A 21,044-nucleotide genomic window follows, 5' to 3' on the forward strand; every position below is an offset into this window, starting at 1 on the left:
GGCAAAATGGATTAGACTGAGCGTCTTCGCATGCCCAGAACGGGCAGGTCGCGGGGCCGCCAAAGGCGCCCGGGAGACATGGTATGACCGCCCAGCACACGCGCCCGCGCGCCACCTTCGCTCCTCTGGCCCGCCTGGGCTTGCTGGCCAGCCTCTTCGTCCCCGGGATGGCGGCGGCGCAAACCTACGCGCCGGGCTACTCCTCCGGCTGGTGGGCGCAACTGGGCCTGACCAACGCCATTGAGGTGGCGGCCACCGGCGGCAGCGGCATCACCATCGGCGTGGTCGATACCGGCGTGGTGGCGACCCAGGCGGACGTCACAGGCCGCGTGTCCACCGCCTCCGCCTGCGCGGCGCGCACCTTCACCTGCCCCAAGGCCTATACAGACGACAACGGCCACGGCACCGCCACGGCCGCCATCGCCGCCGGCGCGGTCACCAGTTCGGGCGGCGGCATGGCCGGGATCGCACCCAAGGCCACCATCCTGGCGGAAAAGGTGCTGAACGCCAGCGGCAGCGGCAGCGACGTGGACGTCGCCAACGGCATCATCAAGGCCGCCGATGCCGGCGCCCGGGTCATCAACCTGTCGCTGACCTACCTGCCCACCAGCACCATCGTCTCCGCCATCAATTACGCAGCCGGCAAGGGGGCGGTGCTGGTGTTCGCCGGCGGCAATTCCACGACCGCGTTGAACGGTGGCGCCAACACCAGCGGCCTGTCCGCCACCGCGCTGACCCACCTGGCATTCGCCGGGTCGGTCAACGGCGCCAACAAGCTGTCCAGCTTTTCCAACACGCCCGGCGCCGGGTCGGCCATCGCCGGCACCACGCGGGTCAGCTACGCCTCGCTCTGGTTGATGGCGCCGGGGGAAAGCATCGTGGCACCCGGCATCCAGTACGCCAGCAACGCCCTGGCCTATTGGAGCGGCACGTCCATGGCCGCCCCCATGGTGTCCGGCGCCGTCGCCTTGCTGGAGGCGACGTGGCCCGTGCTCTACCGCAACGGCACCGCCACCGCCGTGCTGTTCGCCTCGGCCACCGACATGGGCACCAAGGGCGTGGACAGCACGTACGGCAACGGCCTGATGAACCTGACGGCGGCGTTCAAGCCGCTGGGAACGCTGTCGGTGGTGCAGGCCAACGGCAAGTCCCTGCCCGTCACCAGCCTGAGCAGCACGCTGATCACCGGCGGCGCCCTGGGCGCGCTGAACAGCATCAGCGCCCAGTTGGCGGCCTACACCGCCTTCGACGGCTATCAGCGCAACTTCACCGTCAACCTCAGCGGCCTGATCGCCAAGCAGCCGGTGTCCGCCTCGTCCATCGTCGCGGCCCTGCCGGCGCCCACGGTGACGACCAGCAGCACCAAGTTCGCCGACGGCGGCAGCCTGACGCTGGCCTATACCGGCGATGCCAGCGGTGGCGGCGCCGGCGCGCGGGCCTTCCCGACCAGCCTGCCGCTGGCGGGGCGTGAGGGCTATGCCGGCCGCGACGGCTGGACCCTGGCCTACAGCCAGGGCGGCCTGACGCTGGCCACTGGCCGGGGCTTCCCGGCCGCGGCATCCTTCGCGCAGGCGCTGTGGGGCGGCGGCACGGCGGTGGCCGACGCCGCCGGCACCCTGGGCGTGTCGACCGCCCTCACCGGCTTGGCCCAGGGCGGCGGCTTCGCGGCCCTGGGGGCGGATTTGGATGGCTGGCTGGGCCGCGCCCTGGGCGGCGCGCGGCTGGCCGTCAGTTGGTCGGGCGCCTCGGCCCTGGATGGCACGGACCGCCGCGACCTGGGCGCCGACTGGAACCCCTGGCGGGGCCCGGTGCTGACGGGAGCCGGCTGGGACCGCCGGGCCGACGCCGTGGCCGCCGGCCTGAATTGGACCCTGGCGCGGGGCTGGACCACCAGCCTGACCGCCAGCCTGCTGGATGAGCGCGACGGCCTGCTGGGCAGCCGGTATCGCGGCGGCGGCGTACTGGGGCTGGGTGACCACAACAACACCGTCTCGGTGGGGGTGGCGACCGCCATGACCCTTTGGCAAGGCGGCAGCCTGATGCTGGATGCCAGCCTGGCGCGCACCGGGGCGGCGGACAACGCCCAGGGCGTGGTCAGCGGCATCGGCCCGCTGCTCTCCCGGTCCTACGGCCTGGCGCTGGCCCAGCGCGACGCCGTCGCGGCGGGCGACAGCTTGACGGTCATCTGGCGCCGGCCCCTGCGGGTGGTGGCCGGCAGCGCCACCCTGTTGATGACCGGCGTGGACGACCAGGGATACGCCACCACGGTGCCCACCCGGGTTTCCCTGCGGCCGGACGGGGCGGAAACCGACATGGCCCTGACCTACGCGGCCCCGGTGGCTACCGGCCGCTGGGGCCAGGCCCTGACCCTGAACACCAGCCTGGAACTGCGCCAGGACGCCGGCAACATCCGGGGCCTGACCGATCATGTGGCCCGCGTCGGCCTCAACTTCCGGTTCTAGGGACGGGGTTCGCCAGTCCGGTCCTGTGAAATTCAGGCGTCAGGGTGACCGGGCGCACATCCGGCCCGCGGCCGCTGCGTATCTTGGCCGGCATTCCAACCTTGATCGGAGCGCACCCGATGTCGCTTTCCATGTACCAGGCGTCCGTACCGGTGTTCCTGCGCCTTCTGGGCAACCTGTCGGCCATCCTGGAAAAGGCCCAGGCCCATGCCGAGGCCAAGAAGATCGACCAGTCGGTGTTCGTGAACGCCCGCCTGGCCCCCGACATGCACCCCCTGGCCCGCCAGATCCAGATCGCCAGCGATGCCGCCAAGGGCGCGGTCGCCCGCCTGGCCGGGATCGAGGTCCCCAGCTTCCCCGATACCGAAACCACCTTCGCCGACCTGCAGGCCCGCATCGCCAAGACGGTGGACTTCCTGAAGAGCGTGACCCCGGCGCAGGTCGACGGCAGTGAGGAACGCACCGTCACCCTGAAGATCCGGGGCGAGGATATGCACTTCCCCGGCCAGGCCTTCCTGCTGTTCTTCGCCACCCCCAACTTCTATTTCCACGTCACCACCGCTTACGACATCCTGCGCCACAACGGCGTGGAGCTGGGCAAGATGGACTTCCTGGGCCGCTCGTAAGCGACATCCCAGGACTTACCCGTGCACTGCGGCACGAGACTTTAAACTCGTGCCGCAGTAGCCCGCGACTGCGGGCGCCGGAGATTTCCGGGGAGCCAAAGGCGGACTGGAAATTGAATGCGTCCGCCCGCCGATTGAGGGGGCATTTGGGCGGTCACGATCAAATGCCCCGCGTATTGGGCTACTGCCATATTCTGTCAGTACACCCTGCCAGGGTCCTTCCAACACCAACCCCGGGAGGCCCCGAATGCTCACCTTCTTCCATTGTCCCCACACCCGCTCGTCCAGCATCCACTACCTGCTGGAGGAACTGGGCGTGGCCTATGATACCGAGATCATCGACATCCACGCCCAAAGGGGCGCCCCGGAAAGCTATCGCGCCATCCAAGCGCACAAGAAGGTGCCGGCCATCCGCCACACCACCGCGCAAGCGGATGTGGTGGTGACGGAACGCGCGGCCATCACCCTCTACCTGGCCGACGCCTTTCCAGAGGCGGGCCTGGCCCCGGCCTTGGACGATCCGCGCCGTGGCCCTTACCTGACCAGTTTGGTTTACGTCGACGCCGTGGCGGATCCCTGCCTGGTGGCGCACCTGAACCACTGGCAGTACGAGGGCAAGGGGGCCGCCTTCGGCACCTTCGCCGACATGGTGGCGAACCTGGACCGCACCTTGAGCGCCCACGCTTATGCCGTCGGCGACCGCTTCACCGCCGCCGACACCCAGTGGGGCGTCATGCTGTATTGGGCCATGGACGTCATGGGCCTGTTCCAGGACAAGCCGGTCTTCCGCGCCTATCTCAACCGTCTGGCCACCCGCCCGGCCTTCCAACGCTTCGCCAAGGCCATGGCGGCGGCGGCCTGATAAAAGGGCGGCCCTTAAAATTCGATCTCACGACCCCGGTCAAACTCACGGCCGGGGTCGAAATTCTCACCACCGGAAAGTGTTTCAAGGAACGGCACCAGAGGACCGCCCTCTTGCGCGAGATAGCGCTGGATGAAAGCAATACGGTCCCGAATCCGGTTGGAATCCTGTTCCAGCAAGGCCACCAATGGCTCCCACATTTGCCAGGTGCCCGCCCCCTCGCGCCCTAACGCTTGGGCCAGGGTTGCCGCCGCTGCGGGCGGTAGTGCACGTCGAGCCATCAGCCCCCCACGGCTTGTAATATCCCTCGCCACCCTTGATGACGAAGACGACCTTGGTCGCGGCATCGATGTCATAGACGTCGAGGACTCTATCGACGCCCAAGTCATTGGCGGGAAAGATCCTCTTGGCAAGCAAACCCAGCCATGACAGCTTGCACAGGCGTCACGAATATGGTTCAGGAATTAAAACTTGAAGTCGTTCAGGCTTTAAACAGACACCCCGGAAGGCGGCCATGTATTTTCCAGAATATATTGATACCGCCACTCAGTTGGTCATGGCATTCCTGTCCATGCTGGCCAGAGCTTATGTACTTCATTTTCTGGTCTGGTGGAGTATAAGGTCCGAAAATAAACGTCGCAGAAACAAGGGTAGCGACGCCCTCCTAAGTGTCCGCTATTGGTTTTTCTGAAAGCTTTCCCGTTTTACGGCCTCCGGTAAATCGCGCCACCCTTCATGACGAAGACGACCTTGGCGACGGCGTCGATATCCTGGGTGGGATCGCCGGTCACGGCCACCAGGTCGGCCAGCAGACCGGCATGGATGCGACCCAGGTGGTCGGCCTGGCCCAGGATGCGGGCGTTGGTGGCGGTGGCCGCTGTCAGCGCCTGGGCCGGGGTCATGCCGTAGCGCACCATCCACACCAGCTCGCGCGCGTTCTCGCCATGGGCGAAGACGCCCACGTCGCTGCCGCAGCCGATGATCACCCCCGCCTTCAGCGCGCGCCGAAAGGCGGCCTCCGCCGCCTGCATGGCCGGCGTGGGCGCGGACTGGCCGGGGACGTAGCCCTTGAAATAACGGCTGGTGGCCTCCGGCGCCGTCAGGGTGGGCAGGTAGGCAACGCCGCGCTTGGCCATTTCCCGGAAGGTGGCGTCGGTGCCGCCATAGCCATGCTCGATGGTGTCCACGCCGGCCAGCACCGCCCGGCGCATGCCCTCGTCCGACGCGGCATGCGCCGCCACCGGCCGGCCGGTGTCGTGGGCGGCGGCGATCAGGGCCGCCATCTCCGCCTGGCTGAAGGTGGGGCGGGTGCCGCCATCCGGTCCGGTGCGGTAATCGGCGTAGAACTTGATCCAATCGGCGCCCCGCGCCGCCTGGCCACGAGCGGCGGCGGCCACGGCCGCCTCCCCGCTCGCCTCCTCCGCCCCCTGGGGCAGGTCCATATCCTCGCGGAACTTGGCGACGGAGGGGCCATAGGCGCCGCTGGCCACGATGGCCCGGGTGGCGACGAACAGCCGCGGGCCGGGGACGAGCCCATCCTCGATGGCCTTCTTCAGGCCGACGTCGGCGTAGCCCGCCCCCTCCGTGCCCAGGTCACGCAGGGTGGTGAAGCCCGCCATCAGGGTGGCGGTCGCCTGCCGCCCCGCCCGCAAGGTGCGGTATGACAGGCTTTCGCGCAGCACCTGATCGTCCCACGACGCCTCGTCATAGGGGTGCAGGAAGAGGTGGGAGTGCAGGTCGATCAGACCGGGCAGCAGGGTGGCGCCCGGCAGGTCCAGCACCGGCACGCCCGCCGGCGCGCCCAGCGACGCCTCCGGGCCCACCGCCTGGATGTGGTCGCCCCGCACCAGCACGGCCCAGCCGGCGTGGGGGGCGGCCTCCTCCGCCGTCCAGACCCGGGCCGGGCGGATCAGCAGCATAGCGTCGTCCGCCCAGGCCGCCAGCGGCATCACGGCGAGGCAAACGGCGGCGCAGGCCGCGAGCAGCCGGCGCATGGCGTCAGGGCTCGTTCTTGGGATGGGCCTTGGCGGCGCCCTCATCCTTGAAGATGCCGAATTCCGGCGTGCCCCCTGCGTCACCCGGATGCGGTACATGCCGCTGGTGTTGAAGCCCCAGGCCAGCGTGCCGTCGGGCGCGGCGGCTATGACGCCGCCGTCACCGCCCAGGGCCGTCAGCCGGTGCTGGATGACCTCATCCACCGCCGCCTGCAGCTTCATATGCTTGTACTGCACCAGCGCGCAGATCTCCCGCGCCACCGTCAGGCGGATGAAGTATTCGCCGGACCCGGTGGCGGAAACGGCGCAGGACTGGTTGGAGGCATAGGTGCCGGCGCCGATGATGGGGCTGTCGCCAATGCGGCCCGGCCGCTTGGCCGTCATGCCGCCGGTGGAGGTGGCCGCGGCCACGTTGCCCTTGGCGTCCACGGCGACGGCGCCCACGGTGCCGAAGCGGTGGGCGTCCGCCGGCTCGAAATTCCGCAGGTCCAGCAGGGTGTGCTTGTCCGGTTCCGGCGGGGCGCCCGCCGGGCGCGGCGGCACGGGCAGGCCCTTGTCCGTCAGTTCCTTCACCAGCGCCTGCCAGCGCCGCTCGGTGAAGAACCACGCGGGCTCGGCCTGTTCCAGGCCCGCCTCCTTCGAGAACGCGTCGGCCCCCTCACCCGCCAGCATGACATGCGGCGTCTTTTCCATGACGGCGCGGGCCAGACTGATGGGGTGGCGGGTATGGGTGACGGTGGCGACGGAACCCGCCTTCAGGGTGGCGCCGTCCATGATGGCGGCGTCCATCTCGTTCCGGCCGGCGGCGGTGAACACCGCACCCCGGCCGGCGTTGAACAGGGGATCATCCTCCAGCACCTTCACCGCGGCCTCGACCGCGTCCAGCGCCGTGCCCCCGGACTTCAGCACGGCGGTGCCGGCCTCCAGCGCCGCGGTCATGCCGGCCTGGTAGGCGGCCGCCGCCTCCGGCGTCAGCTTGGCGGGGTCGACGGTGCCGGCGCCGCCGTGCAGTTCCAGAGCCCAAGGGCGTGCCTTTTCCGCCGCCAGCGCGGTGCCGCCCAGCAGCGCCCAGCCCAGCGCCATACCCGCCAGCAGCCGTGCCCCGTTCGTCCCCATATGCCCCTCCGTCCAACGCCGTATCGTGTGCCCGTCCCCAAGAGGGGCCCTGCCGATAGTCCCGCAAAACGGATAAAGGATAAAGACCCAGCCGTCGAAACGGTTAGCCGGTGGCCAGGCGGTCGCGCGCGCTCATGAACGGGCCGGTGGGCGGGCGGGCGTCGGCGAAGGCGCCAAAGCCGATTGGGCGGGGCATGTTGACATAGATGGCCTCCATCCCGCCCTGACGGCGGTAGGTTTCATGCCAGAAACCGGCGCCGGCATCCTTGGCCAGGAAGTCCCGCCACCAGGTGCGGTGGGGGTCGCTGCGGGTGAAGCGCTCCAGGCTGTCCAGGTCGCGCCAGTACTGCCGCATGCCGATGTGGCGCAAGCCATAGAGGACGGGCTCATGCGCCAGCAGGCCGTCGGGAAAGTCCCGGGCGATGGCGGTGAGGCCGCGCGACAACCGAAACAGCCCCAGAAGGCCCCGCAGGCTGTTCACATGGAATCCCAGGTAGATGACAACCAGATCCGGATAGCCGGACAGGTCGACCGAGGCGCGGCGCTGTTGCATGACCCCTCACGATGAAGTTTACTGCGTAAACATTTAGTCATCTAAGGCGGGGATGTTTACAGTGTCAACAGAGAAGTCGGGCTATCATCACGGCAACCTGCGCGAAACCCTGGTGCGCACGGCCCTGACCCTGCTGGAGGAAAGCGGGGTGGAGGCGCTGAGCCTGCGCGCGGCGGCGCGGGGTGCGGGCGTGTCGGCCATGGCGCCCTATCGCCATTTCGCCGACAAGGCCGCCCTGTTGGCGGCGGTGGCGGACCAGGGATATGCGGACCTGCGCGACCGGCTGGCCCAGGCCGACACCCAGGCGGATCCGCGCCAGGCCCTGGTGGAACAGGGTGTCGCCTATGTGCGCTTCGCCTGTGAGCGACCGGCCCTATTCCGCCTGATGCTCGGGGCGCCGGTGGCGGACCTGGCCCCCAACTCCAAGAAGGGGGGCGGCGGCTATGACATCCTGTCCACGCGGGTGGCCGGGCTGGTCGCGGAGGACAGGCGCGACACCGCCATCATCGCCGCCTGGTCCCTGGTGCATGGCTTGGCGTGCCTGGCGGTGGATGGCCGTCTGCATGGGGCGCATGGAGGTCCGCAGGGCGAAGCGGCGGCGCCCGACGCCCTGGCGCGGCAGGTGACCAGCCTGTTCGTCGCCGGCCTGCCGGCGTGATGGCGTCAATCCTGGACGGCGGCGGTCCGCGCAGGCGATGATGTCGCCCTTTCAACCTCTCATCACGGGGACGGCGCCGCCTCCATGACCGCACCTTCCGCACCGCCCACCGCCACAGGCCCCGCCGGCTGGACCCAATGGCTGGACCGCCGCGTGCTGACGGTGCTGTTCCTGGGATTCGCCAGCGGCCTGCCCTATCTGCTGTTGTTCTCAACCCTGTCGGCCTGGCTGACGGAGGTGCATGTCAGCCGCACGGCCATCGGCTTGTTCGCCATGGCCCGGACACCCTTCACTTTCAAGCCACTGTGGGCGCCGTTGATTGACCGGTTGCCCCTGCCGATACTGACCCGGACGCTTGGGCAACGCCGCGGTTGGGCTTTGGCCACGCAGGCAGCGTTGATGCTGACGCTGCTCGCTATGGCGTCAACCAACCCCGCTGCCAATCTATACTGGCTGGCGGTGGCCACGGTCGCCACTTCCTTCGCCTCGGCCAGCCAGGACATCGTATTGGACGCGATGCGTGTGGAACTGCTGCCCGACGCTTTGCAAGCTTCAGGTTCAGGCGGTTACATGGCGGGGTATCGTCTAGGTCTGATTGTGGCAGGCGCCGGCGCCCTGTACCTTGCGTCTATCCTGCCTTGGCCAGTCGTCTACGCCATAATGGCCGTGCTGGTGGCCGTTGGCATGGTGGCTGTCCTGCTTGCACGCGAACCTGCACGTCCTCCCGTCCCGCAGCGAACTACCCTTAAAATCTGGGTGAAAGAAGCGGTCGTGGCTCCCTTTACCCATTTCGCAACCCGTCAAGGCTGGATTTTCATAGTAGCTTTTATCGCAATTTACAAATTAGGTGATGTTTATGTAAATGCGATGGCGACAAATTTTTATTTGTCGGAAGGCTATACGAAGCAGGAAATCGCTGCGGTTACAAAGCTATTTGGTTTAATTTGCGCCCTATGTGGCGCGCTTTGCGGGGGGACTTTGGCCGAAAAGTTAGGTACTATACGCAGCCTTCTTTTATGTAGTGGCTTTATGATCTTCACCAACCTGATGTACGCCGTACTGGCCAGCCAACCGCATAGTGTTGCGTGGCTCACTGGCGTCGTGGGCCTGGAAATGTTCGCTGGCGGCATGAGCTCCGCAGCTTTCGCCGCCTTCCTGTCACGCCTCTGCGATACCGGTTTCACAGCCACTCAGTATGCTCTCTTTTCGAGTTTAGCGACGTTACCGTTGGACTGGTTTGCTGGAAGCAGCGGTCTACTCGCGGACCACCTCGAATCCTGGCCGCTCTATTTCGCCATCAGTGCTTCATTAGGCATACCTGGTCTACTGATGCTGGGGCTCATGTCGCGCCTGGCAGACATTAGCCATCGTCCAGCAACAGAAGAAGAAGCCAATCAAAGCGGGTCACGGCCCGTTCCCGCGTGATCGGACCGGACGGGCGCCGCCTCCAGCGTCACCGCCCCCAGGTCGATGCCCGCCGCCCCGCCCTTGGTTGACAGCGTCACGCTGCCGCCCACCAGGCTGACGGTGTTGGCCACGCCGGCGGCCCCCAGGTTTCGGTCCACCCCCGCCAGCAGGCCGCGCAGGTTGATGGGCCGGTCGGCGTAGATGATGGGGTCCAACAATTGCGTGCGCAGCACCAGCCGCCCGTGGGTCAGTGAGGCCAGCGGGTCCACCTCCACCACCGCGCGGGCCGCGGCGATGGACGGCCGATCCGGCGTCAGGGGATTGGCCAGGCTGAGGTCATGCAGCACCAGGCGGGCGGGAAAGCCCCTCTGCACCTCGGGATTGGCCCGTATTACCACGCCGCTGGCAGGGTCGTCGCTCAGGCGCGCCATGACCGTCTGCGCCCAGCCCGGCAAGTCCACCGCGTAGGGGAAGACCACCACCAGCACGACCGCCATCAGGATAAGGAACGTCACCAGGCGGAACAGCAGGCGGAACGGGGCCGTGATGAGGGACAGCATGCGGGTTTGACGGCGTCCGGGCGGATAGGATGCGGCGGTGACTGTATCGGTGGTGCCCTTGCCCCGCCACCTGTTCTTCGCCGCGCCGATCCCCGTGCGCGGCAGAGATCGGCGCCCGACAAGGGCCGTGGTGGGTCACGCATCGGACCCATGCCGAAAAATGCGCCATGGCCTTGGTCAGGGCCTTGACAGGCCCCCGTCAGGTGTCCTACATGACGGCCCTCACCAACGCCGGCCCGTCCGGCGGCGGTTTATGGCAGCGTAGCTCAGTGGTAGAGCAGGGGAATCATAATCCCTTGGTCGGGGGTTCAAATCCCTCCGCTGCTACCAATCCGGCGGTGTCTAACCCGCACCGACCGCTTACACGAACCCCCGGGAAGACCTGCACGGCTCCCGGGGGTTTGTTGTTTCAGGGCGATCCTTACAGCACTCACTGGCCCGCGGCGTTGCCGACGGACGCCGGCTCTGGCGCCTCTCCATTCATCACCCGCACGAACAACAGTTCGTCGCCCGCGCTGCTGGCCAGGGTCAGGGTGTCCACGTTGCGACCTGGGTCCACCTCCCGGGTCAGGGTGGTGGCGTTGGCCAGGACGTTGAGATAGTCCTGCTCCAGCTTGGCACGTTCAGGCGACAGGCAGGCCATGCGCGTGGTGGCGGCCGGCAGCACCTGCAAGTAGCCGCTGGCCAACGTGTAGCCCCCGCGATAGCGGTTGCAGCCGGCGCTGCCCGACAGGATGTTGGCGGCGCCGTCTCGGCTGAAGCGGATGCTGATGGGGCCGCCATTGCCACCGGGCATCAGCGGATAGGCGCCGCCGTTGTTCTGCTCCCAATGCTGCAGTTCCCACCCGGTGCCGGCCAAGTCCTCCGCCGAGACGTTGGACATGGGCTTGGGCATGGAACAGCCGGCCAAGGCCAAGGTTGCCAGACAGGTGATCACAACGGCGCGCCGCATCCCTCATCCCTCCAGAATTTCCGGCAAGCCCTTGTTCCGCATGCCGAATGTGGTGCCATCACTATGCGCGCGGCGGGTCGCCCCTGGCGATACCTCCTTATGATTGAACCGACCGGCTAGGGCCCCTTGCCCTCTGGCCTAAGCGGGGCCGGGCCAGGCGGGGGCGTTGAACCGTCCTTTTGCCAGAACCAGGCGAACGCGCGGGCGTATTCCGCCCCGGTTTCCGACGCGGCGCCCGGCGTGACCGCCAGGCTGTGGTCGGCGCCGGCGATGCGGCGCAGGGTGATGTCCCGGCCATCGGCCAGCAGGGTGGCGGCCGTCAGTTCCAGGGACAGCAGCGGCGTCGCCTGATCCTCCGTCCCGCCCGCCAGGTACACCCGCGCCGTGGCATGGCGCAGTTCCTCCGTCGCCGAAACCCGCAGGAAGGAACTCCACCGCCGATAGGGGTGGCCCCAGACAAAGGCGGTGGCGTTGTCTGGGTCGGCATTGATGGCGCGCACCTGGTCGGCCAGTCCATCGAGGCCGTCCCGGCCGACATGGGCCCAGCCGCCGCCCAGATAGGCGAAGGCGATGATGTCGAACAGGGGGGTGGGTCCACCAGCGCCGAAGGCCGCGACATCAGTGATGGTGGCGTCGTGCCCCGCCAGCAAGGCGGCCATCACCGCCCCCTCGGAATGACCGAAGGCCAGGGTGCGGGCGGGATCGATTCCGGGTTGGCGGCGCGCGTCCGCCAGTGCCGCCTGCAACGCGGCCAGCCACCGCTGGGCCGTGAAATCCCGGTTGAAGTCGGCGGCGCACCCCTCGGCGCCTGATGTCTTCGCCCCCGCCGGCAGGCCGGCATAGGGCTTTTCCACCGCCAGGACGGTGAAGCGACCATCCTTCAGGGCGGCGCCCAGGGCGAAAAAGCTGGTGCTCTTGCGCCCGTCCGTGGCGCCTTCCCGCTCATGGAACAGCGCGGCGCAGCCGGACCCCTGGATGATCACCGCCAGGGGCCGGGGCGCCCCCTGGGGCGCGGACAGGTAATAGGTGACGTCGCGACCCAGCGGGTCGGTGACATGATGTTCCAGCAGCGGCCACCCCGGCACCGGCAACCCCGCCGCGCACGCCTGGCCCACCAACGCCAAGCCCCAAAGGCCAAGGGCCATCCACCATACCCGCATCCTGCATTCCCCGGCTGCATCACACTGGGGAGTGTAGGGACGGGCACCGTTACAATCCAGGCGCGATTGGTGACGGGCCGGTAACAGCGGCGTGCGCCAAACGGCTGATCCCGCCCAGGCCCAGGCCATCGGCGCGGCCGGCGAAGTACCGGGGGTTCAACTCCGCCGCCCCGATATCCGTCACCGTGCCAAAGCCGACGGCGCTCAAATCCGTCGCTATCGCCTCCGGGGTGAAGAAGCTGCGCCACGGCTCCCCCTCCGTCGCCGCGCGATCCGCCATGGCCTGGAAGGCGGCGCGCTGCCCCTCGCTCAGGGTATCCGGCGGCAGGCTATAATCGAAAACGATGCCGCTGCCAGCGGGCAGGGCCGCGATGGCGCGCAGCGTGTCCAGGATGGCGTCGCGCGTGAGATAGATGGCCACCCCCAACCACGCGACGAAAGCCGGCCGATTCCAGTCAAAGCCGGCGCGGGCCAGCCCCTCCGCCACGGTGTCGTGTTCGAAATCGACGCCGGCATAGGCGACACTGGGCGGCGGCAGGATGCCCGCCGCCGCCAGCGTGTCCCGCTTCCACGCCTGCGTCGCCGGGTGATCCACCTCGAACACCCGTAGATCAGGATGGGGATTACGATAGGCGAAGGTGTCGAGGCCGGCGCCCAGCACCACGTATTGCCGCACGCCATCGGCGACGGCGGTGGCCAGCGTGTCCTCGGCGAACCGGCTGCGGGCCACGACGGAGGCGCGCAGGAAACGGACGGTGGGCGAGCGCAGCCGCGCCTCATCCGCCCGGATGCGCGCCTCGGCACCCGGCCCCAGGATGGGCAGGGCGACCGGATCGGCAAAGATGACGGGCGCATCCATGATCTGGTGCGCCGCCCGCAAACCGGCGACGGCAAGGGCGGTGCGGCTGGGGCCTCCGGCTTCCATCACGGAGCCTCAAGCAGCGACGGCCGTGTGCGCCTTGCCCTTGGCCGGCGTCAGGCGAATTTCCACATCCACGTCCAGATCGTTCAGGAAACGCAGCAACCGGTCCAGGGTGAAGCCCGACAGCTTGCCCCGGACCAGAGCAGACACCTTGGGCTGATCAATGCCCAAGATTTGCGCAGCCTGGGCCTGGGTCAGCTTACGTGCTTCGATCACGTCACTGATGCGCGACGCGATTTCCGCCTTGACCTGGCGTATCTCCGGGTCAGGCAAGCCTAAGTCCGCGAAGACGTTGCCGCTACTCACCATTACGTCGTCATTCATTGCGCTTATCCTTTTGGCGCCGACGATGATCTTCCTCAGCCAACTTCAGGCGGGTTTTGATCAAATCAATATCCGCTTGGGGAGTGGCGATGCCCCTTTTCGATTTCTTCTGAAAAGCATGAAGGACATAGATGGCGTCTTCAAAACGGACCGTATAAACGCACCGGTACGCGTCGCCATCATGATCATCAAGCAGTTCTAAAATCTGACTTCCGCCGAAGCCCTTCAACGGCTTCGCATTGGGATGCTTTTTCCCAATCTGGGCTTGGTACAGTCCAAAACCCACCAAATCCTGAACATCCTCAGGGAATTCCCTCAAATCCTTAAGGCTGGAGGCTATCCATCGGACGTCTCGTTTACCCAGAACCATAACCGGTATGCCCCCCTAAGGGCCGGCTGAATGGATGGTCATTTCAGCTTTTCCTTCATCGTGAGGTCGTCAGGCACATTATGCCAAATTTGGCATTTCCTCAAGCGCACAACGGCTGAGTGGATTTCCACGCTGGCTCCAAAGGCTCTATTTGTGTGGCGGCAGCTTAGGCCGCGCCCACAATCCAGCCGCCGCCCAGCACGCGATCGCCCTGGTAGAAGACGGCGGCCTGGCCGGGGGCGACGCCGAACTGGGGCTGATCCAGTTCCACGATGGCCCCGCCTGGGGCGCCCTCGCCCTCCAGGAACAGACGGGCCGACAGGGCCGGCTGGGCGGAGCGTAGCTTGACGGTCACGGGCAGCCCGTCAGCCGGGGCGGGGCCGCCCAGCCAGTTGACCTCGCGCACCATCACCCGCGTGCGGGCCAGGGCGGCGCGGGGCCCCACCACCACCTGGGCGCTGGCGGCGTCCACGCGCACGACGTACAGCGGATCGGTGTCGCCGCCGGGCTCCGTCGCCAGGGTGGCGTTGCCGCCCAAGCCCAAGCCTTTGCGCTGGCCGACGGTGTAGTTGATGACGCCGTCATGCCGGCCCAGCACGCGGCCATCGACATGGACGATGTCGCCCGGCGTGACGGCGCCGGGGCGCAGGCGGTTCACCACCGCGGCGTAGGAGCCGTTGGGGACGAAGCAGATATCCTGGCTGTCGGGCTTGTCTGCCACCGGCAGGTTGTAGCGGTCGGCCAGGGCCCGGGTTTCCGTTTTGGGCATGCCGCCCAAGGGGAAGCGCAGGAAATCCAGTTGCGCCTGGGTGGTAGCGAACAGGAAATAGCTCTGGTCCTTGGCCGGGTCGGCGGCGCGGTGCAGTTCCGCCCCGTTGGCGCCTGGCACCCGGCGCACATAATGGCCGGTGGCCAAGGCCTCCGCCCCCAGGTCGCGGGCTTGGTCAAGCAGGTCGCGGAACTTGACCCGCTGGTTGCAGCGCACGCAGGGGATGGGCGTCTCGCCGCGCAGATAGCTGTCGGCGAAATCCTGCATCACCGCGTCGGAGAAGCGGGATTCATAATCCAGGACGTAATGGGGGATGCCGATGGTCTCGGCCACGCGCGACGCGTCGTAGATGTCCTGGCCAGCGCAGCAGGCGCCCTTGCGCCCCACGGCCATGCCGTGGTCGTACAGCTGCAGGGTGACGCCCACCACGTCGTAGCCCTCCTCCTTCAGGAGGGCCGCGGTGACCGAGCTGTCCACCCCGCCGGACATGGCGACCACCACGCGGGTGTCGGCCGGCGCCTTATCGAAGCCTAGGGAATTCATGGGCCCGCATATGGGCCAAGACGCGCCAAAGCGCAAGCGCGGCCTGGCGGTCATTCCCGCAAGGCCGCGCTCCCGCGTTTGCATGACCTCAGACGCCGGCGCCCGCATCCGCGGGCTTGGCTGTCCTCGCTCCGCCCTGCGGTACTCGCTCCGGCGCCCGCCGTCGCGGGCTATAACGGCATGAGGCGACCCTCATGCCGTGGGCATCACTTCGCGCCCGGCAGCATGACGACCAGGCCGTCCAGCTCTTCGGAGATGCGGATCTGACAGCCCAGGCGCGAGGTCTTGGTCAGGCCGAACGCCAGGTCCAGCATGTCCTCCTCATCTTCCTTGGCGTCGGGCAGCAGGTCGTACCATTCCGGCGCAACGACGACATGGCAGGTGGAGCATGCCAGCGAGCCCTCGCAGGCGCCTTCCAGATCGATGTTGTGCCGACGCGCGACCTCCAGGATCGACAGGCCCAGCGGCGCGTCCACCTCGCGGCGGGTTCCATCGGTCTCAACGAACGTCATCTTGGGCATGGCACTGCATCGCTCTAACTAGGGGTTGGCCAACAAATCGGGATGTCACCCTCGGGCGCTGCGGACGCCCTGCGGATCAGCCTGCTTTGGTAGAGGGCGGCGGGGCGCTTGTAAAGATGGCGTCGCGCATGCCGGCCGCCAAAGAGCGGCCCCCGCGACCAGACGGAGGGCAGCGACACCGCCTTGGCCACGGAAACGCACATGAGCCGTCCGGCCGATAACGAGGCTGAAACCGGTTCCCAGTCCGCCCTTCCCCCTGGATCCATAATGGCTTAGCTTGGGTGCCCAACGGTTCGGGCGCCGGGCGCCGGACCATCCTGGATGGGGATCGCATGGATCGGGGATTGGGCAAGGGCGCGCGGCGCGCCGTGGTGGCGTTGGGCTTGGCATTGACGCTGGCGGGGGTCATGACCGCGCCGGTGGCGCTGGCGCAAGCGGCGGGCCAGGGGGCGGCGCAACAGGGGCAGGACAAGCCCTACAGCGTGCCGGAACACTACACCAAGTATGAATACCGCATCCCCATGCGCGACGGGGTGGAGCTGTTCACCGTCGTCTACGTGCCCAAGGACCAGTCCAAGACCTATCCCTTCCTGATGGTGCGCACGCCCTATGGCGCCGGCGCGCGGGTCGGACATGGGGAACTGTGGTACGGCAGCGAGGCCTATCCCAAGCAGCTGGGTCCGTCGCCGGACTTCGACAAGTCCGGCTATATCTTCGTCTTCCAGGACGTGCGCGGCCGCTATATGTCCGGCGCCAGCTGGGTGGAGATGCGCCCGCACATCGACGTGAAGAAGTCCAAGACCGACACGGACGACAGCAGCGACATGCACGACAGCGTCGACTGGTTGCTGAAGAACGTGCCGGGCAACAACGGCAAGGTCGGCATCTGGGGCATCAGCTACCCCGGGTTCTTCACGTCATCCAGCATTATCGACAGCCACCCGGCCATCAAGGCCGCCTCCCCCAGGCGCCGGTGACCGACCTGTACATGGGGGACGACGCCTATCATGGCGGCGCCTACATGCTGGCGGCCAACTTCAGCTTCTATGCCGCCTTCAAGCCGCAGAAGAACCCCACCACCGAGCCGCGCGGCTGGGGGGATTATGATTTCGGCACCACCGACGGCTATGACTTCTACCTGAAGAAGGGCAGCCTGGCGCAGATCAGCGACCTGTTCAGCAAGGAGGACGGGATCAATTGGCGCGAGATGGTGGACCACCCCACCTATGACGACTATTGGAAGCCGCGCGCCATCGCCCCGCACCTGAAGAACATCAAGGCCGCCGTGCTGACCGTGGGCGGCTGGTTCGATGCGGAGGATCTGCACGGCCCCTTCACCACCTACAACGCCATCGAGGCGCAGAACCCCGGCACGCCCAACAACCTGGTGGTCGGCCCCTGGGTGCATGGCGGCTGGGCCCGGTCCTACGGCCGCAAGCTGGGCGCGGTCGACTTCGCGTCCGACACCGGCGACTATTACCGCAAGAACATCCTCTTCCCCTTCTTCGAGCAGCACCTGAAGGGCGCGGCCGATCCCAAGCTGGCCAAGGCCACGGTGTTCGAGACCGGCACCAACGTCTGGCGCCAGTACGCCTCCTGGCCGCCCAAGCAGGCGCAGACGCGCACCCTGTACCTGCAGCCCGGCGGCGGGTTGGCGTGGACGGCGCCGGCGGCCGCCAAGAATGGCACCAAGTTCGACGAGTATGTCAGCGACCCGGCCCACCCGGTGCCCTATGTCGGCTATGTCACCACCGACGTGCCCAAGGAATACATGGTGGCCGACCAGCGCTTCGCCACCACGCGGCCGGATGTGCTGGTCTACCAGACCGCCCCGCTGGAGAACGACGTGACCATCGTCGGTCCGGTGTCGCCCAAGCTGTTCGTCTCCACCTCGGGCACCGACAGCGACTGGGTGGTCAAGCTGATCGACGTCTATCCCCAGGAACTGCCGCCGGGCCAGGCCAGCGGCGAGGGACCGGGCGACCTCAAGTCGGACGTGCCGCCGCCGTCGGTGGACATGGGCGGCTACCAGCAACTGGTGCGCGGCGACCCGCTGCGGGGCAAGTTCCGCAACAGCTTCGAGAAGCCGGAACCCATGGTGCCGGACCAGGTGACGCCCATCCGTTACGCCCTGGCCGACATCAACCACACCTTCCGCCGCGGCCATCGCATCATGGTGCAGATCCAGAGCAGCTGGTTCCCCTTGACCGACCGCAACCCGCAGACCTTCGTCGACATTCCCAACGCCAAGCCGGAGGACTTCAAGGCCGCGCGGGAGCGCATCTACCGCAGCCCCGACTATCCCTCGGCGCTGGAGGTGCGGGTGATGCCGGGGGTGGGGGCGCCCTGACAGCCCTTCAACACAGGACGGAGCGCCCTCAAGGTCAACGCGGCGCGGGGGCGCGCCGCAGGTCGTCGATCAGCGGCACGATGGCCAGCAGCAACAGCAGCAGGGCCAGCGGCACCGTGACGGAAAAGCCGATGACCTTGAAGCCCAGGGCGCCCAGGACCCCGCCGCCGAAGAACGACCCGACCAGGCTGCTCAACAGGCGCAGCTTGGGCAGGTCGGCCTGGACGCGGGCGCCATCCTGGCCCACCGCGCTGACGGCGTCCGGCGACCGCCGGTTCCAGTAGAGCATCTTGCCCAGCTCGATCCCGATATCCGTCACCATCCCCGTCATGTGGGTGGTGCGGATGCGGGCGCGGGATATCTTGGTGATGATGGCGTTCTGCAGGCCCATGATGAAACACAGCAGGGGCACGGCCACGCTCAGGAAATAGGGGACGGCGGGGCGCAGGATGCCCAGCGCGCCGAACATCAGCAGCAAGGCCGCCTCCAGCGACAGGGGCATGGCGTATTGGCTGGTGTTGCCCCGCCGCCGGCCCCAGTTGATCAGAATGGCGGAAGAGGCGGCCCCGGCCAGGAAGGCGCCGAGCGCGCTCAACCCAATCAAGACCATGTCCCTGGCGCCCAGCACCAGGTTGTCGGCCAGGCCAGACACCACCCCCGACATGTGCGAGGTGTACTGCCCCACCGCCAGGAAACCGCCAGCGTTGGTCATCCCGGCGACGAAGCACAAGGCCACGGCCAACTGCGCATCCTCCCGGTCGCCGCGTTCCGGCGCGATCAGGCGCCGCAGGCGGTCCAACGGCCCGGCGGGCCCTGGCCGGGGATGATCGTCAAAGGAGGAAACGCCGCTGTAAGTCTTGTCCATGCACCGCATCCCGGTGGCTGCCGGGCGGCATGGGCGCCGCCCACCCCCAGGATAGCGCCGGGGGGCGGGGCGTGATCAAGGCCGTGTTATGCTTAATCGTTGGCGGGGTCGTTGGCGGGCGGCGTGACGGCGCCCAACGCCTCGCCCAATTGCTGGCACAGGGACAGGCGGTCGGCCAGCGGCGGCACGGCGGCCAGGTTGTCGTTGTGGAACGCGGCGGACAGGTCCACCAGCGCGCCGGCGATGGCGCCGATGACCCCTAGGGTCGCCTGCTCCAGCAGGTCCTCGTCCACCGGGTTGGCCGCGTGCAGGTCCGCCACCTGGGCGGCCAGGTCCGCCAGGTCGGCATCTTCCGGCCCCTTGCCGGGCGTGCCGGGCAACTCCCCCTCCGGCCGCACCAGGTCCAGCAGGTAGCGGGCACGGGCGGCCGGGTCGCGCAAGACGGCATAGGCCTGTTCCACCGCCTGGCGATGGCGATCAGCCAGGGCGCGTTCCTGGGGCCCCCGCGTCTTCAGCCGTTCCGGATCCAGAATGCGGGCGAATCCCGCCCGCTGCCGGTCCAGCACGGCGCGTTCCACGTCGAACCGCCGCTCCAGGTTCAGGCGCGCGAAGGCGTCCAGGTCGGCCGGCGGCTGGATGGCGCCGCAGTTGTGGCAGAACAGCGCCCGGCCGGAAACCGGCTTGCCGCAGGCCCAGCAGTCGCCCATGCCCCCCGGCACGACGCCGGAGACACCCTGTCCCACACCATTGCGCGGGCTTTCAGTCCCGCCCGTACCCTCGGCCATGCGTCTGCCACCCCTGCTACACCCCCGCCCCCGGGGACACCTTACTGAGTCCGGCCGCCTCGCGTCGGCCGGGGCGCAACCCTACTGCTGCTGCGTCGTCTGGGAAACGACAGACTGCCTATCCTGTGGCGATAGGTCCGCCTGCTGCGCCACCGGCGACGGTACGCGGCGGGCGTGCAGGCCGATCCAGGCGTCCGCGAAGCGCGTCACCTCCTCCGCCGTGGTGGACCAGCCCAGGCTGACGCGGATGGCGGAGCCAGCCAAGTCCGGCGCCAAGCCCATGGCCGCCAGCACGTGGGAGGCGGCAACCTTGCCGCTGGAACAGGCGGAGCCGCTGCTGACCGCGAATCCGGCCAGGTCCAAAGCCATCACCTGGGTTTCCCCGCGCCAGCCGGGCGTCACCAGGCAACTGGTGTTGGCGACCCGGTCGGCACCCGCCCCCGCCACCCTCAAACCCGGTGCCGCCGCGCGCAACCGCGCCTCCAGCCCATCGCGCAGGCTGGCCAGCCGGTCGAAGGCGGACACGTCGCAGACGGCGGCCGCGGCGCCGAAGCCCACGATGCCGGCCACGTTTTCCGTGCCGGCCCGCCGCCGCCGCTCCTGCCCGCCACCCCGCAGAAGGGGGGTCAAGGGCACGCCGTCACGCACCACCAGCGCGCCCACCCCCTGCGGCCCCCCGATCTTGTGCGCGGAAATGGTCAGGTAATCGGGGGCGATGGCGGCCCAGTCCCAGGACAGGCGGCCCACCGCCTGGCTGGCGTCGCAATGGAACAGGGCGCCGTGCCGCCGCGCCAGGGCCGCCACCTCGGCCACCGGCTGGATGACGCCCGTCTCGTTGTTCACAGCCATGAGGGACAGCAGGGCCGGGCCGCCGGCCAGCAGCGCGTCCAGGGCAGCGACATCCACGACACCGTCGGCCGTGACCGGGCAGCGGATGGCGCCGGGTGTCGCTTCCAGCACGCTGGCATGCTCGATGGCGCTGGTGATCACCCGCCGGCCGCCGGCGCTGGTCAGCGCCAGGGCGTTGGCCTCCGTGCCACTGCCGGTGAAGATGAGGGTGGCGGGCGGCAGGCCCACAAGGTCCGCCACCTGCCGGCGCGCGACCTCCACCCGCCGGCGGGCCTCGCGGCCCTGGGCATGGACGGAGGACGGGTTGCCCGGCAGGGACAGCACCGCCACCATGGCGGCGACGGCCTCAGGGCGGGGCGGACAGGTGCCGTTATGGTCGAGATAGATCGACGGCAT

Annotated in this window: 18 protein-coding genes, 1 tRNA gene and 2 pseudogenes; 7 read left to right on the forward strand and 14 right to left on the reverse strand. The window is 68.1% G+C overall.

All coding sequences use genetic code 11. The features are described from left to right. Positions 1–83 precede the first annotated feature (83 nt). The 3 genes from ULB03_RS18035 (at position 84) to ULB03_RS18045 (ending at position 3,950) form a co-directional block, all read left to right on the forward strand. Positions 84–2,462 carry a S8 family serine peptidase gene (locus ULB03_RS18035; protein WP_322484492.1) on the forward strand — a complete coding sequence of 793 codons (2,379 nt, stop codon included), beginning with the start codon at positions 84–86 and terminating at the stop codon, positions 2,460–2,462. Positions 2,463–2,581: 119 nt separating this feature from the next. Then, positions 2,582–3,088, forward strand: coding sequence for a DUF1993 domain-containing protein (locus ULB03_RS18040; protein WP_322484493.1), 507 nt, complete (start codon positions 2,582–2,584; stop codon positions 3,086–3,088). A gap of 247 nt (positions 3,089–3,335) precedes the next feature. Continuing rightward, positions 3,336–3,950 carry a glutathione S-transferase family protein gene (locus ULB03_RS18045; RefSeq protein WP_322484494.1) on the forward strand — a complete coding sequence of 205 codons (615 nt, stop codon included), beginning with the start codon at positions 3,336–3,338 and terminating at the stop codon, positions 3,948–3,950. 14 nt (positions 3,951–3,964) lie between these two features. Here ULB03_RS18045 and ULB03_RS18050 read toward each other — a convergent pair whose 3' ends face one another. The 3 genes from ULB03_RS18050 to ULB03_RS18060 all read right to left on the reverse strand — a co-directional run bounded on the left by ULB03_RS18050 (position 3,965) and on the right by ULB03_RS18060 (position 7,613). Next, the gene (locus tag ULB03_RS18050) at positions 3,965–4,135 is read right to left on the reverse strand and encodes a hypothetical protein (protein WP_322484495.1); all 171 of its coding nucleotides are present in this window, start codon (positions 4,133–4,135) and stop codon (positions 3,965–3,967) included. A gap of 519 nt (positions 4,136–4,654) precedes the next feature. Continuing rightward, on the reverse strand, positions 4,655–7,060 hold the full coding sequence (locus ULB03_RS18055; protein WP_322484496.1) for an isoaspartyl peptidase/L-asparaginase: 2,406 nt from the start codon (positions 7,058–7,060) through the stop codon (positions 4,655–4,657). 103 nt (positions 7,061–7,163) lie between these two features. Next, positions 7,164–7,613 (reverse strand): monooxygenase family protein, encoded by a 450-nt coding sequence (locus ULB03_RS18060; protein WP_322484497.1) that lies wholly within the window; start codon positions 7,611–7,613, stop codon positions 7,164–7,166. A gap of 61 nt (positions 7,614–7,674) precedes the next feature. Between ULB03_RS18060 and ULB03_RS18065 the strand changes: the two genes are divergently transcribed. Next, positions 7,675–8,271 (forward strand): TetR/AcrR family transcriptional regulator, encoded by a 597-nt coding sequence (locus ULB03_RS18065; protein WP_322484498.1) that lies wholly within the window; start codon positions 7,675–7,677, stop codon positions 8,269–8,271. 84 nt (positions 8,272–8,355) lie between these two features. Then, positions 8,356–9,696 (forward strand): AmpG family muropeptide MFS transporter, encoded by a 1,341-nt coding sequence (locus tag ULB03_RS18070; protein ID WP_322484499.1) that lies wholly within the window; start codon positions 8,356–8,358, stop codon positions 9,694–9,696. On the opposite strand, the gene ULB03_RS18075 is transcribed toward ULB03_RS18070, so the two are convergent. Further along, on the reverse strand, positions 9,666–10,238 hold the full coding sequence (locus tag ULB03_RS18075; RefSeq protein WP_322484500.1) for a hypothetical protein: 573 nt from the start codon (positions 10,236–10,238) through the stop codon (positions 9,666–9,668). The genes ULB03_RS18070 and ULB03_RS18075 overlap by 31 nt on opposite strands. 255 nt (positions 10,239–10,493) lie before the next feature. Between ULB03_RS18075 and ULB03_RS18080 the strand changes: the two genes are divergently transcribed. Beyond that, a tRNA-Met gene (locus ULB03_RS18080) sits at positions 10,494–10,568 on the forward strand. Positions 10,569–10,668: 100 nt separating this feature from the next. Here the strand turns inward: ULB03_RS18080 and ULB03_RS18085 are convergent. From ULB03_RS18085 to ULB03_RS18115, 7 genes are all read right to left on the reverse strand, one after another. Continuing rightward, positions 10,669–11,190 carry an META domain-containing protein gene (locus ULB03_RS18085; protein ID WP_322484501.1) on the reverse strand — a complete coding sequence of 174 codons (522 nt, stop codon included), beginning with the start codon at positions 11,188–11,190 and terminating at the stop codon, positions 10,669–10,671. A 116-nt stretch (positions 11,191–11,306) separates the two neighbouring features. After that, a complete protein-coding gene (locus ULB03_RS18090) occupies positions 11,307–12,335 on the reverse strand; it encodes an alpha/beta hydrolase family protein (RefSeq protein ID WP_322484502.1) in 1,029 nt (342 codons plus the stop codon). Positions 12,336–12,399: 64 nt separating this feature from the next. Then, entirely contained in the window at positions 12,400–13,275 is an 876-nt protein-coding gene (locus ULB03_RS18095) for a class I SAM-dependent methyltransferase (protein ID WP_322484503.1), read from the reverse strand. 9 nt (positions 13,276–13,284) lie between these two features. Next, entirely contained in the window at positions 13,285–13,596 is a 312-nt protein-coding gene (locus ULB03_RS18100) for a helix-turn-helix domain-containing protein (RefSeq protein ID WP_322484504.1), read from the reverse strand. Next, a complete protein-coding gene (locus tag ULB03_RS18105) occupies positions 13,589–13,966 on the reverse strand; it encodes a type II toxin-antitoxin system RelE/ParE family toxin (RefSeq protein ID WP_322484505.1) in 378 nt (125 codons plus the stop codon). Before ULB03_RS18105 ends, ULB03_RS18100 begins: the two co-directional genes overlap by 8 nt. Before the next feature lie 166 nt (positions 13,967–14,132). Beyond that, the gene (gene mnmA, locus ULB03_RS18110; RefSeq protein ID WP_322484506.1) at positions 14,133–15,278 is read right to left on the reverse strand and encodes a tRNA 2-thiouridine(34) synthase MnmA; all 1,146 of its coding nucleotides are present in this window, start codon (positions 15,276–15,278) and stop codon (positions 14,133–14,135) included. Positions 15,279–15,484: 206 nt separating this feature from the next. After that, complete coding sequence (locus tag ULB03_RS18115) at positions 15,485–15,799, reverse strand: ferredoxin family 2Fe-2S iron-sulfur cluster binding protein (protein WP_145732486.1); 315 nt, start codon at positions 15,797–15,799, stop codon at positions 15,485–15,487. A gap of 521 nt (positions 15,800–16,320) precedes the next feature. Between ULB03_RS18115 and ULB03_RS18120 the strand changes: the two are divergent. Then, a pseudogene (locus ULB03_RS18120) lies at positions 16,321–18,149 on the forward strand (CocE/NonD family hydrolase). Between the two features lie 55 nt (positions 18,150–18,204). Here ULB03_RS18120 and ULB03_RS18125 read toward each other — a convergent pair. From ULB03_RS18125 to ULB03_RS18135, 3 genes and pseudogenes are all read right to left on the reverse strand, one after another. After that, positions 18,205–18,948: pseudogene (locus ULB03_RS18125) on the reverse strand (YoaK family protein); the annotation flags it as partial. A gap of 158 nt (positions 18,949–19,106) precedes the next feature. Next, on the reverse strand, positions 19,107–19,799 hold the full coding sequence (locus tag ULB03_RS18130; RefSeq protein ID WP_322484507.1) for a hypothetical protein: 693 nt from the start codon (positions 19,797–19,799) through the stop codon (positions 19,107–19,109). 81 nt (positions 19,800–19,880) lie between these two features. Continuing rightward, the gene (locus ULB03_RS18135) at positions 19,881–21,044 is read right to left on the reverse strand and encodes a cysteine desulfurase family protein (RefSeq protein WP_322484508.1); all 1,164 of its coding nucleotides are present in this window, start codon (positions 21,042–21,044) and stop codon (positions 19,881–19,883) included.

This window comes from Nitrospirillum goiasense (assembly GCF_034427435.1).
In the GTDB taxonomy this organism is placed as follows: domain Bacteria; phylum Pseudomonadota; class Alphaproteobacteria; order Azospirillales; family Azospirillaceae; genus Nitrospirillum.